The sequence below is a fragment of the Carnobacteriaceae bacterium zg-84 genome (assembly GCA_013874835.1).
Classification (GTDB): domain Bacteria; phylum Bacillota; class Bacilli; order Lactobacillales; family Aerococcaceae; genus WM01.
The window spans coordinates 1,385,214-1,397,948 of the sequence record CP059430.1 but is presented as its reverse complement, the minus strand read 5'-3'; the positions used below and the strand labels follow the sequence as shown (position 1 = coordinate 1,397,948).

11 protein-coding genes are annotated in these 12,735 nt (G+C 33.4%); 10 read left to right on the top strand and 1 reads right to left on the bottom strand.

Features of this window, described 5'->3' with window-relative positions; translation table 11 throughout:
• Positions 1-81 precede the first annotated feature (81 nt).
• The 4 genes from H1220_06555 (at position 82) to cysE (ending at position 2,987) form a co-directional block, all read left to right on the top strand.
• Positions 82-1,272 (top strand): glycosyltransferase family 8 protein, encoded by a 1,191-nt coding sequence (locus tag H1220_06555; GenBank protein QMI85376.1) that lies wholly within the window; start codon positions 82-84, stop codon positions 1,270-1,272.
• A gap of 18 nt (positions 1,273-1,290) precedes the next feature.
• Positions 1,291-1,452, top strand: a complete 162-nt coding sequence (locus tag H1220_06550; protein ID QMI85375.1) for a hypothetical protein — start codon at positions 1,291-1,293, stop codon at positions 1,450-1,452.
• Between the two features lie 99 nt (positions 1,453-1,551).
• Positions 1,552-2,457, top strand: coding sequence for a cysteine synthase A (cysK, locus tag H1220_06545; protein QMI85374.1), 906 nt, complete (start codon positions 1,552-1,554; stop codon positions 2,455-2,457).
• Positions 2,457-2,987, top strand: a complete 531-nt coding sequence (gene cysE / locus H1220_06540) for a serine O-acetyltransferase (protein ID QMI85373.1) — start codon at positions 2,457-2,459, stop codon at positions 2,985-2,987. Before cysK ends, cysE begins: the two co-directional genes overlap by 1 nt.
• A 118-nt stretch (positions 2,988-3,105) precedes the next feature.
• Here the strand turns inward: cysE and H1220_06535 are convergent, their stop codons facing one another.
• Positions 3,106-4,710, bottom strand: coding sequence for an ABC transporter ATP-binding protein (locus H1220_06535; GenBank protein ID QMI85372.1), 1,605 nt, complete (start codon positions 4,708-4,710; stop codon positions 3,106-3,108).
• A gap of 152 nt (positions 4,711-4,862) precedes the next feature.
• Here H1220_06535 and H1220_06530 point away from each other — a divergent pair, with 152 nt between their 5' ends.
• The 6 genes from H1220_06530 to lpdA all read left to right on the top strand — a co-directional run bounded on the left by H1220_06530 (position 4,863) and on the right by lpdA (position 12,625).
• Positions 4,863-5,453 carry a ComEA family DNA-binding protein gene (locus H1220_06530; protein QMI85371.1) on the top strand — a complete coding sequence of 197 codons (591 nt, stop codon included), beginning with the start codon at positions 4,863-4,865 and terminating at the stop codon, positions 5,451-5,453.
• A 26-nt stretch (positions 5,454-5,479) separates the two neighbouring features.
• Entirely contained in the window at positions 5,480-7,486 is a 2,007-nt protein-coding gene (locus H1220_06525; protein QMI85370.1) for a DUF4131 domain-containing protein, read from the top strand.
• Between the two features lie 237 nt (positions 7,487-7,723).
• On the top strand, positions 7,724-8,833 hold the full coding sequence (gene pdhA, locus H1220_06520) for a pyruvate dehydrogenase (acetyl-transferring) E1 component subunit alpha (GenBank protein ID QMI85369.1): 1,110 nt from the start codon (positions 7,724-7,726) through the stop codon (positions 8,831-8,833).
• 2 nt (positions 8,834-8,835) lie between these two features.
• Positions 8,836-9,813, top strand: coding sequence for an alpha-ketoacid dehydrogenase subunit beta (locus H1220_06515; GenBank protein QMI85368.1), 978 nt, complete (start codon positions 8,836-8,838; stop codon positions 9,811-9,813).
• Positions 9,814-9,888: 75 nt separating this feature from the next.
• Positions 9,889-11,187, top strand: coding sequence for a 2-oxo acid dehydrogenase subunit E2 (locus H1220_06510; GenBank protein QMI86682.1), 1,299 nt, complete (start codon positions 9,889-9,891; stop codon positions 11,185-11,187).
• Between the two features lie 28 nt (positions 11,188-11,215).
• Positions 11,216-12,625: a dihydrolipoyl dehydrogenase gene (lpdA, locus tag H1220_06505; GenBank protein QMI85367.1), complete on the top strand. Its 1,410-nt coding sequence runs from the start codon at positions 11,216-11,218 to the stop codon at positions 12,623-12,625.
• Positions 12,626-12,735: the final 110 nt, after the last annotated feature.

Sequence of the window (12,735 nt, the reverse complement as noted above, 5' to 3'; positions counted from 1 at the left end):
CGAAATAATGCATATTTGTACGAATAATGCTTGACAATGAAACAGGGGGTATAATAGACTAAACAGATAGGAGGATGAATTATGTCGTATCGTGCCATTGTATTCGCAGCAGATAATAAATATACTGATCCATTATTAACAGCAATAAAATCTGTTTGTGTTTATAACCAACATATTAAGTTTTATATTTTAAATGATGATATTCCAAAAAAATGGTTTCTTTCTGTTGAAAAACATCTTGAACCGTTAAATTGTACCATTCAAGATGTTAAATTAGTAGACTATACATTAAGTAAATTTAATGGTCCTTATGCCCATATCAATTATGTGACTTATTTTAGATATATGATACCCGAAGTTGTAGAAGAAGATAGAGCTCTTTATTTGGACGTGGATTTGATTGTCACAGAAAATTTAGATGAGTTGTTTGCGATAGATCTTGAACATTATACTATTGCTGCTGTAAAAGATTGGGATCAACAACGTTATACTGGACATTTTAATGCAGGTGTATTACTCTTAAATTTAGTTAGATGCCGTGAAGAAAAATTCATGGAGAAAACGATAGCTTATACAAAAGAGCATATCGGTCAGTTAGAAGTAGGCGATCAAACGGTATTAAATACATTGTATCCTGATTATTTCGTTTTGCCACAATGTTACAACTATCAAATAGGTGCAGAGTGGGTTGGAACTGTTGAGCGTGAATCAGAAAGACAACCGATTATTTTTCATTATAGTACGCATCATAAACCGTGGAATTCAGTAAGTTACAATGGTATTCGAGAGTTATGGTGGTTCTATCATGATTTAGATTGGTCTGACATAAAATCCCATTGGAAAATAAAAAATGTCGATACAAATACATTCACACAATATCATCAAAAAAATCATTGCTTTATTTTAACGAATACACAATACATTGAGCATATCGAATATTTAATTCGTTCTTTACCAAATTATCGATTTAGTGTAGCTGCTCATACAATGATGTCTTCTACTTTATTAAATTTAGCTCAATATAAAAATGCCTTTATTTGTCCACTTGCGATAGATGCAAAAATAGAAGATCTATTAAATCGATGTTCGGTTTATTTAGATATCAATCATTTTAATGAAGTGGATAATATTGTACAAAGAGCATTACATAAAGGAAAACCAGTTATAACATTCCAGTGTACAAAACATAAAGAGGATGGTGTATACACACATATTATTTCAGAACATGAACCAGAGAAAATGGTAGAAGTGTTAAAAGAGTTGGAAGTATAAAAGAAAGGAGATGGCATAATGGATTTTGAAAAATTAGCAAAACAAGCTGAAGAAAAAGTATCAGAAGTCTATAAAGATGTTGAGAAAAAAGCAACAGAAACATTTGAAAATGTGACTGAAACAGTGACAGAAAAAGCATCTGAAGTTGTTGAAAAAGTAAAAGATACATTCAATAAATAAAAAAGTGGGTTTACCCGCTTTTTTTATTTGTTGAATAATTCACTTGTTTTTTGTTAGTTTTATGTTATAATTTTCACATCACTTTTAGGAGGTATATAGATGACATCATCATTAACATTTATAGGGAATACACCCGTTTATCAAATAGACGGAACAAATATTTATGCTAAATTAGAAAAATACAATTTAAGTGGTAGTGTAAAAGACCGTGCTGTATTAGGTATGTTTGAAGAAGCAGTACGTCAAGGTGCTATAAATGAAAACACCGTTTTAGTAGAAGCAACAAGTGGAAATACAGGAATCTCAGTAGCGTTAATTGCAGCGATTCATGGGATAAAAGCCGTTATTGTGATGCCAGATAGTATGAGTATTGAACGTCGTACAGTGATTAAAGCATACGGAGCTCAATTAGTTTTAACACCGAAAGAATTAGGAACAAAAGGTGCTATTGATAAAGCCGCTGAATTAGTGGCAAATAATGAAAATGCTATTTCATTAGGCCAATTTGATAACCCGGCTAATCCAAATTACCATTATAAAACAACAGCAAAAGAAATTTTAGAACAAGTGCCAAATATTGACTTATTTGTTGCAGGAGTTGGAACAGGTGGTACATTTACAGGTGTTACACGTTATTTAAAAGAAGAAAAACCAGAAATCAAAGCCATTGCATTAGAACCAACAGATTCGCCAGCAATTTCTAAAGGAATTGGCGGACCACATAAAATCCAAGGAATTGGAACAGGATTCATTCCTGAAAACTTTGATCGCTCACTTATGGATGATGTTTTAACTATTACAAATGATGAAGCAATCGAAGAAGCAAAAAACTTTATGCGTACAACAGGTATTGGTATCGGTATTTCATCTGGTGCAGCGCTTGTAGGTGCTAAAAAAGTTGCTGAACAATATCCTGATAAAGTGATTGTTACCGTTTTGGCTGATGGAGCAGATAAATATTTCTCTGTTTTTGATTACCAAGATGTAACCTATTTAGAGGTATAATGGGATTTTTTAAACAATTAAACAACAGTATTGAACGTGCAATGACTATTGACCCAAGTGCTAAATCAAAATGGATGGTATTATTAACATATCCACATATAAAAGCATTAAATTACCATTATTTTGCACATAAATTATATAATAAAAAGCATTATCTGTTAGCACGTCTTTTATCAAAAAGAGCAAGACGAAAAACAGGTATTGAAATACATCCGGGTGCAAAGATTGGAAAAGGGTTGTTCATTGATCATGGTATGGGCGTTGTGATTGGTGAAACAGCTATAATTGGTGATAATGTTTTGATGTATCACGGTGTTACATTAGGTGGAACGAGTTTAGGGCATGAAAAAAGACATCCAACGATTGAAAATAATGTATTAATTGGTGCGGGTGCTAAAATTTTAGGAAATATTACTATCGGAGAACACACAAAAATTGGTGCAAATGCGGTTGTAAAAAAAGATGTTCCAAAATTTTCAGTTGTCTTTGAACCACAACCTACTGTTATGACACATAAGGATTTCGAGTAAATTAGAATAAAAAAGTGAGGCAACATATTGTCATGTTGTCCTCACTTTTTTGTTTTTTAGTATCTAAAAATATCCACTTTACGATGCTCTTTGTCTTTTTGTTATTAAAGCAATCCTACTATAATTGTACTGTTTTTCTAGCAAACATATCAAATTCTTCTTTATGAGTAATAATAATGGTTGTGATGTGGTGTGCTTTTGTAAAATGAATAATCTTTTTGGCTATTTCTTGGCTCAAAGATTTATCAAGAGCACTTGTTGGTTCATCTAAAATAAGTAGTTGGGGTTTTCTAATTAAAATTCTTGCTAAACCAATTCGTTGTTTTTGTCCACCACTAATATTTTGCCCACTTTCTAATAGATTAAATGATAAACCTTTTTCTTTTACAAACTCTTCTAGACCAACTATATGTATAATAGTATCCATTTCTTCTTGTGAAAATATATCGCCTAATGATATATTTTCTAAAATACTTCCCTCAAAAATGAACGGATCTTGTGTTGTTTTTAGTATACTAGAAAATCGATTATATATGACTGCTTCATTAAGCAAAATATCATTCCACATGATAGTACCATTCAGTTGATGAGTATCTATTGTGTTCATGATGAGATGACTAAGTGTTGTTTTACCGACCCCACTTTCTCCCTTTATGATTAAAACATCTCCTCTATTTAAAGAAAAGAAAACATCGCAAAGAATGCTTTTATTGTTATAGTTAAATGATTGAATAGCAATGTTTAATGTTTTTAGTTCGGGTAATGATTGATAAGATATTTTTGGAGTAGGGGAATATATATGATGCAAATTTTTTTGAGTTTGTAAAGCAATATCTCGTTCATTTAATTTATCCGCAATCACACGTATCGGTTCATGTAATAATCGAGTTAAAGAATACATAGCAATAGCAGCCCCTAATGTCATTTGGCTATTTAGAATAAATAAAACAGATAGCAATAAACTAATCATAGGCAACACAAAAGCAACGAAAGAAGATATACTGACATAAAGTGAAAAATAAACAGCAATTTTTTGATTAATATATTTTTGTTTTGTTAGTTTATGTGACATGTAATTCGTAAAGTAGTTTTCTTTTTGGAGTTGTTTAATATGAAATATACCATCAAAAGATTCTGAAATAGCTTTATGAATATCTGCAAATAAATGTTGGCTATCGGATGTTAAACGTGCTATTTTTTTTGTAATCATCTTGACGATAAAAAAACAAGTAAGAATGGTTGTGAATATAATCACTGTAATAATACCGTGATAAAAGCTCATTAGACAAAGCGTTGTCACTAATATAATGACTTGTGTGAGAAAAATAATAATACCTTGAGAATACCAGTCCGATATTTTGTTACTATCAATGGTAATATTAGATACTAAATGACGGTGAGAATATTTTTGAAAAAAGGAAATTGGTTTATTTATGGTAAGTTGATACAGATTTTCTATAATAGACAATTTACCAATATAGAATAATTGTCTAAGAAAATATTGAGCAATGAACAAAACAATGCCGTAAAAGCCTAAAATAATAGTGATGTGAATGAGTGTTTCATTAAGTTGAGTATGCTTTTTTTCAGCAATATAATCAATTATTTTTTGAATATTAACAACGAGCAGCAAATTCAATGCTGTTCGTATTAAAATAAAAAGTAGCGTTAAAACTTGAATTTTGGTAACTTTTTGAAATTTTTGACTAGTTTTATAGAACATTTGTCAATTCCCCTTTATATTTTATTTTTTAGGATAATACCAAAAATATGGCTGAAAATCAATGGAAGAATAACATTTAATGCTTTGAATAAAATAAATTTCTTATCAAATTCTACAACAACTTGCATATATAATAAGTGAGGTGAAAAATTGTGTTAAATAAAGACGTCATTATAAAATGGGCGAGCACTTATAAATATATATGTATAGTATTTTTTATAGTTGTATCTATTAGTATAGGAATAGGGTCTGCTTTTTTTATACAAGCTCCTAAACCAACTTTAATCTCTCAAGAAACAACTGATATACAAACAGAAAAAAAGATTTATGTAGATATTAAAGGTGCTGTAAATCATGAAGGTATTTATGAAATGGCAAAAGATTCCAGAGTAAAAGATGTAGTAGAGCAAGCAGGCGGATTTACAGATAATGCAGATAGGAAAGCAGTTAATCTCGCTCAGCTTGTTTATGATGAAATGATGATTATTATTCCAAATATTGATGAACAGAATGATTTACAATCAACTAAAATCAATTTAAATACAGCAACAAAATCACAACTTATGACAATTACGGGGATAGGTGAGAAAAAAGCGGATGCTATTTTAGAATATCGTAAACAAAAACGTCTGACGAAAATAGAAGATTTAAAACAGATAAAAGGCTTTTCCAATAGCCTCATTGAAAAAATAAAACCCTTGGTTAGTCTTTCATGCAAGGAAAATGGATATTTCTTAGTTTAACAGCCGTCATAACGGTTGTATCCTTCTTGTATGGAGGTGTATTTTGGTTTATTTTTGCGATATGGTGGGTTAGGTTATTGTGTTTTAGACATAAACAAGTATTATATCTATCTTTCATTACTGTACTTATTTTTGCATATATTTCTATACACCATCAACATAAACATAGTTCTCTTTTTGCAAATCAAACACACTATTCAGTAACATTATTTGCCAATACAGTGCGTGTGAATGGAGATACTGTGACAGCTAAAGGTGTTATTCAACAAGAGAAAATTTATTTAAAAATAAAAGCTAAAACACAAAAAGAGGCTATGTTTTGGCTGGATTTAACAGATGATATTGTGATAGAGGCAACAGGTACCTTAGAAACACTGCCATCAGCTCGTAATCCATATCAGTTTGATATGGCAAAATATATGAAAGAACAGTATTCTATTTTTTGGTCTTTCAATATCAAGGCGTATCATCTCATATCTCGTCACTTTAATATCGAAAGATTTATACAAAAACAATTAGAAGAGTATCTTCCCAATCCTTTACGAGCGTTTTTAAATGCTAGTTTATTTAAAGATGTGGAGCGTGATATTCTGGAACCCTTTCAAGAAAGTGGAATGTTATTTTTAGTATTATTATCAGGCGTACACATTCAATATATACTGATATGTCTGAAAAAATATCTTTATAAATGTGGTTTTACACGAGAAACGGTTCAATTATTGATGATGATTTGTAGTGTTTTCGCTTGTTTAAGTCAAGTGACACTCGGTATCAAGCGTGCTTTTTTAAATGAAGCAATCACAAAATCTCGTTTAGATACTCTATCGGGTTTTATGCTTATAACGATATTTATTAATCCTTACAGCGTTTTTACACTCGCTTTCCAATTAGGATTTGGTATCCCCGTTTTGTATCAAATATATCCCCATCAAAAGATGCTCAATTTCCTTTTTTCTATTCCTTTCATGAGTGCGCACTATTTTGGTGTTTTTCTATTTCCGTTCCTTTTACCTAGAAAATGGTTCAGCATCACAATGTTATGGATATGGCTAATGTCTTTAATTCCTGTATTGCTTGATCCTTTAAATACTTGTGTTAGTCTGCTATTAGCATGTGTACAATGGATAAGCCGACAACCGTTCGTATTTTTTGTGACAGGACGCCTATTCGATATACAGTATGTGGCTTTAGGTATTTGTCTTATTTTGTATACAAAAGTTAAGAAAAAGTATCTCGTTTATGTACTGATGATATGTATTTTATTTGTGCAGCTACCAAAAGAGCAAGTAACAGTACTTGATGTAGGACAAGGGAGTAGTTTATTACTTCAAACAGATGGTCAAACAGTTCTGATTGATACAGGAGGAGATGTTTTATTTCGTCCTAAACAAAAATGGAAAGAGAAAAAAAGACAATCACTAGCCCAGCGAACATTGATACCAACATTAAAAGCTTTAGGTATCTCAAAAATAAATACTGTATTTATCACGCATCAAGATAAAGATCATTGCGGTGCATTAGAAGAATTAAGAGAAAAAATACCTGTTGAGAAAATTGTGTTTGGAAAAGGAGCAACTATTCGAGGAACGGATAGTGTTGTTGCTCCAAAAACATTTGATGTAGGACATGCAACGATACAGTTACTTTACCCATTTGAAGAGGGGATAGGAAACAATGACCATTCTTTAGTTTTTTTAATGACATTCAATAAGAAAAAGTGGTTGTTGATGGGGGATGCAAGTCAAAAAGTAGAGCATTCATTGTTAAGTATGTACCCATATTTACAAGCAGATATTTTAGTCGTTGGGCATCACGGGAGTAAAACATCAAGTAGTAAAGCATTTATCGAGCATATTAGACCAAGTGTCAGTATTATCTCGTGCGGAGTGAATAATCGCTTTGGTCACCCTCATCAAGAGGTACTTGACAGATTAGAAAAAACATTGATTTATCGAACAGATAAACAAGGGGCAATTATGTATAAAGAAGAAAAGCAAGGGTTTGAAATAATGGTACACGATACGACAGAATGAAACAGTTTTATTTTCTGTTTTATAACACATTTCTGTAAAATGAGAAAAAAGAGTATGATTTTAATAGTGCTAAAAATCACAATAAAAATAAGGGTTATACAATTAACAACTTTTATAATAAATACTTGCTAAACTTGTTTAATAGTGTTAAAGTTGTAGATGAAGGGTCGATAAATGAATACAGTTTTGAAGTGTGTTTTATCGCCTGTAATAAACGAGCAAAGAGAGGAATAAAACATGGTAGCAAAAAAAGCAAAATTTAGTGTTGAATCATTGTTTGATACAAATAATACTGATTTTTCTATGGTACAAGTTTTAGATGAAGAAGGAAAAGTTGTAAATCCTGATTTATTACCTGATTTATCAGATGACGAATTAGTAGGATTGATGACAGATATGGTATGGTCACGTATTTTACATGAGCGTTCAACAGCATTGAATAGACAAGGACGTTTAGGATTTTATGCACCAACTGCAGGTCAAGAAGCAAGTCAATTAGGAAGTATTGCTGCGATTGAAAAAGAAGACGTATTATTACCTGGATACCGTGATGTACCACAGTTGATTAAACATGGTTTACCTTTACATCAAGCATTCTTATGGTCAAGAGGTCACGCAGCAGGAAATGTGTACCCAGAAACATTAAAAGCATTACCACCACAAATTATTATTGGTGCGCAATATGTACAAGCTGCAGGTGTCGCTTTAGGTTTAAAAATGCGTGGTAAACAAGCTGTTGCTGTTACATATACAGGAGATGGAGGTTCTTCACAAGGTGACTTCTATGAAGGAATTAACTATGCTGGAGCATACAATGCACCTGCTATCTTCTTTATCCAAAATAATGGTTGGGCAATTTCAACACCACGTTCTTTACAAACAAAAGCAACAACATTAGCACAAAAAGCTGTTGCAGCAGGTATTCCAGGTATCCAAGTTGACGGAATGGATATTTTAGCTGTATATGCTATTACGAAAAAAGCACGTGAATATGCAGTAGCAGGAAATGGTCCAGTATTGATTGAAACAATTTGTTATCGTTTTGGTCCACACACTTTATCAGGAGATGATCCAACACGTTATCAACCAGAAGGTGTTCAAGATGAGTGGCAAAAGAAAGATCCACTTATCCGCTTCCGCAAATATTTAGAAGCAAAAGGATTATGGTCTAAAGAAAAAGAAGACGAAGTTATCGAAGCAACAAAAGAAGAAATTAAAGAAGCTGTTAAATTGGCAGATCAAGAGCCTAAACAAAAAGTTTCTGATTTCTTGAGAAATATGTTTGAAACACCAACAAGAGATATTCAAGAACAAATTGAAAAATTTGAAGCAAAGGAGAATAAATAATCATGGCACAAAAAACAATGATTCAAGCGATTACGGACGCTTTAGCACATGAATTAGAACGTGATCCAAATGTATTGATTTTTGGGGAAGACGTTGGTAAAAACGGTGGGGTTTTCCGTGCTACTCAAGATTTACAAGATAAATTTGGAGAAGACCGTGTTTTCAATACACCATTAGCAGAATCAGGTATTGGTGGTTTAGCCATTGGTTTAGCATTAGAAGGATACCGTCCAGTTCCTGAAATTCAATTTTTAGGTTTTATTTTTGAAGTAATGGATTCAGTTGTAGCACAAGCGGCACGTACACGTTACCGTATGAGTGGTACACGTACAATGCCAATTACTTTCCGTGCACCTTTTGGTGGTGGTGTGCATACACCAGAATTACACTCTGATAATTTAGAAGGATTATTAGCACAATCTCCAGGGATTAAAGTTGTTATTCCAAGTAATCCGTATGATGCAAAAGGATTGATGATTGCTTCAATTCGCGATAACGATCCAGTTATTTTCTTAGAACACATGAAATTATACCGCTCATTCCGTGAGGAAGTACCAGATGAAGAATACATCGTACCAATCGGTAAAGCATCTGTTCCAGTTGAAGGAACTGATGTGTCTGTTATTACATACGGTGCAATGGTACGTGAAGCAATGAAAGTAGCAGAAAAATTAGCAAAAGAAAATATTTCTGTTGAAGTTGTAGACTTACGTACAGTATCTCCATTGGACTTAGACACAATCTTAGCATCAGTTAAGAAAACAGGACGTGTTGTTGTTGTTCAAGAAGCACAACGTCAAGCAGGTATTGGTGCAATGGTTATGGCTGAAATTGCAGAGCGTGCTGTTCTACATTTAGAAGCGCCAATTGGTCGTGTGGCAGCTCCAGATACAATTTTCCCATTTGGTCAAGCAGAGCATGATTGGTTACCAAATGCGAACGATATTGAAGAAAAAGTAAGAGAAGTTTATAATTTCTAATTCAGAAAGAGAAAGATGTGCAAACATTTTTCTCTTATCTATTAATAAATGTCTAAAAAAGAAAGGATAATAAACATGGCATTCCAATTTAAATTACCAGATATTGGTGAAGGTATTCATGAAGGTGAGATTGTGAAATGGCATATTGCTGTTGGCGATACAATCAACGAAGATGACACCTTATTAGAAGTACAAAATGATAAATCAGTTGAAGAAATTCCTTCTCCTGTAACAGGGAAAGTATTAACTATTTTAGTTGAAGAAGGTTTTGTTGCAACTGTTGGACAAGTTTTAGTTGAAATTGAAGCAGAGGGACATGAAGGTGGCGAAACAGCATCAGCACCGGTTGAAGCAGCACCTGCTCCAGAAGCACCAAAATCACAAGAACAAGTAAAACCATCAGCTCCAACTGGTGCTCCAAGTAAAAATGTATTAGCAATGCCATCTGTACGTCAGCATGCACGTGAGTTAGGTGTAGATATTACATTAGTAACACCAAGTGGAAAAGGTGGACGTGTTACAAAACCAGACGTAGATGCCTTTGCACAAGGTGGAACAGTATCAGCTCCAGTACAAGAAACAGTAGTAGAAGTAGCACCAGTGCAAGAAGTTAACCAACCAGTACAAGTGGCTCAAGCAGCACCTGCTCCTTATGTATCACAAACACCTGAAGCAGAAACTCGTGAAAAATTAACACCAATCCGTAAAGCTATTTCTAAAGCAATGGTTAATAGTAAACATACAGCACCGCATGTAACATTATTTGACCAAGTAGAAGTAACAAAATTATGGAATCATCGTAAAAAATTCAAAGACGTTGCAGCTAGCCAAGATGTTAAATTAACATTCTTACCATACGTTGTGAAAGCATTGGTTGCAACTGTACGCAAATATCCGGTATTAAATGCTTCTATTGATGATGCAGCTCAAGAAATTGTGTACAAAAACTACTACAATGTAGGTATTGCCACAGATACTGATCATGGTTTATATGTACCAACAATTAAAAACGCTGATGCAAAAGGTATGTTTGCTATTGCGAATGAAATTAATAGTAAAGCAGCTTTAGCCCATGCAGGACAATTAAAACCAGCTGATATGTCAAATGGTACAATTACAATTAGTAATATTGGTTCAGTAGGCGGCATGTGGTTTACTCCAATTATTAACTATCCAGAAGTTGCTATTTTGGGTGTTGGTACAATCGCGACAGAGCCAGTTGTAAATGCAGATGGCGAATTAGCTGTTGGTCGTATGATGAAATTATCATTAAGTTTTGATCATCGTATCGTTGATGGAGCAACTGCTCAAAAAGCGATGAATGAAATCAAACGTTTATTAGCAGATCCAGAATTAATGTTAATGGAAGGCTAATTAAGAAAAGAGAAAAGAGGATAAAAACATGGTAGTAGGAGATTTCGCCATTGAGCTAGATACAGTCGTTATCGGTGCTGGACCTGGTGGATATGTTGCTGCAATTCGTGCAGCACAAATGGGACAAAAAGTTACTGTTATTGAAAAAGGTAATTTAGGTGGCGTTTGTTTAAACGTTGGTTGTATTCCATCTAAAGCATTGATTGCTGCTGGACATCGTTATCAAGAAGCTCAACACTCAGATATTTTTGGTGTAACTGCTGAAAATGTTAAAATTGATTTTACAAAAACACAAGAATGGAAAGACAATCAAGTTGTCAATAAATTGACATCTGGAATTGGCATGCTTTTGAAAAAAAATAAAGTTGATGTTGTTTATGGAGAAGCATTCTTAGTTGATTCAAACACACTACGTGTTGTTACAGAAGAATCTGCTCAAACATACACATTTAACAATATGATTTTAGCTACTGGTAGCCGTCCAATCGAAATTAAAGGTTTTAAATTCGGTAAACGTGTCATTGACTCTACTGGTGCATTAAATTTAAAAGAAATTCCTAAAAAATTCGTTGTTATCGGTGGAGGTGTCATCGGTTCAGAATTAGGTGGTGCTTATGCCAACTTAGGTTCAGAAGTAACTATTTTAGAAGGTTCACCAAGTATTTTACCGTCATTTGATGCAGATATGGTTAAATTAGTAGAAGCATCATTTGCGAAAAAAGGTGTTAAAGTTGTGACAAAAGCAATGGCTAAAGAGGCTATTGATAATGGTGACAGTGTTACTGTAAAATACGAAGTCGACGGTAAACAAGAAGAAGTAACTGCTGACTATGTAATGGTTTGTGTAGGTCGTCGCCCAAATACAGATGATGAGTTAGGCTTATCAGCAGCAGGCGTTAATACAACAGAGCGTGGTTTAGTTATTGTTGATGAACAATGCCGTACATCACAACCAAACATCTATGCGATTGGTGATATTACAGCAGGCCCTGCTTTAGCACATAAAGCAAGTTATGAAGCAAAAATTGCAGCAGAAGCTATTTCAGGAAAAGCGGTAGCCGTTGACTACAAAGCGATTCCAGCTGTAAGCTTTACAGACCCAGAATTAGCAACAGTTGGTTTAACAGAAAAAGAAGCAAAAGAAAAAGGCTTATCTGTTAAAGCTGTTAAATTCCCATTAGCAGGAAATGGTCGTGCATTATCACTAAATGCAACAGAAGGTTTTGTACGCTTAGTTGTGACAAAAGAAGATGAAGTGATTGTGGGTGCTCAAGTAGCAGGTATCAGCGCTTCAGATATTATCGCAGAATTAGGCTTAGCAATCGAATCAGGTATGAATGCCGAAGATATTGCATTAACAATCCACTCACATCCATCACTATCAGAAACAGTTATGGATGCAGCAGAAATGGCATTAGGCCTACCAATTCATGCTTAATTAAAACAAATAATATAGAAAACAAGGAAATTCTGTTGAAATAGAATTTCCTTGTTTTTATTATTTTAACGGCTTTTTTAGTATAAAATGTTATTTTATAATGCTTGCTG

Bases quoted from the DNA above. Each gene is read 5' to 3' on its own strand.
- cysK (QMI85374.1), top strand. From the start codon at position 1,552: ATGACATCATCATTAACATTTATAGGGAATACACCCGTTTATCAAATA.
- lpdA (QMI85367.1), top strand. From the start codon at position 11,216: ATGGTAGTAGGAGATTTCGCCATTGAGCTAGATACAGTCGTTATCGGT.
- cysE (QMI85373.1), top strand. From the start codon at position 2,457: ATGGGATTTTTTAAACAATTAAACAACAGTATTGAACGTGCAATGACT.
- H1220_06515 (QMI85368.1), top strand. From the start codon at position 8,836: ATGGCACAAAAAACAATGATTCAAGCGATTACGGACGCTTTAGCACAT.
- H1220_06510 (QMI86682.1), top strand. From the start codon at position 9,889: ATGGCATTCCAATTTAAATTACCAGATATTGGTGAAGGTATTCATGAA.
- pdhA (QMI85369.1), top strand. From the start codon at position 7,724: ATGGTAGCAAAAAAAGCAAAATTTAGTGTTGAATCATTGTTTGATACA.
- H1220_06555 (QMI85376.1), top strand. From the start codon at position 82: ATGTCGTATCGTGCCATTGTATTCGCAGCAGATAATAAATATACTGAT.
- H1220_06535 (QMI85372.1), bottom strand. From the start codon at position 4,710: ATGTTCTATAAAACTAGTCAAAAATTTCAAAAAGTTACCAAAATTCAA.
- H1220_06550 (QMI85375.1), top strand. From the start codon at position 1,291: ATGGATTTTGAAAAATTAGCAAAACAAGCTGAAGAAAAAGTATCAGAA.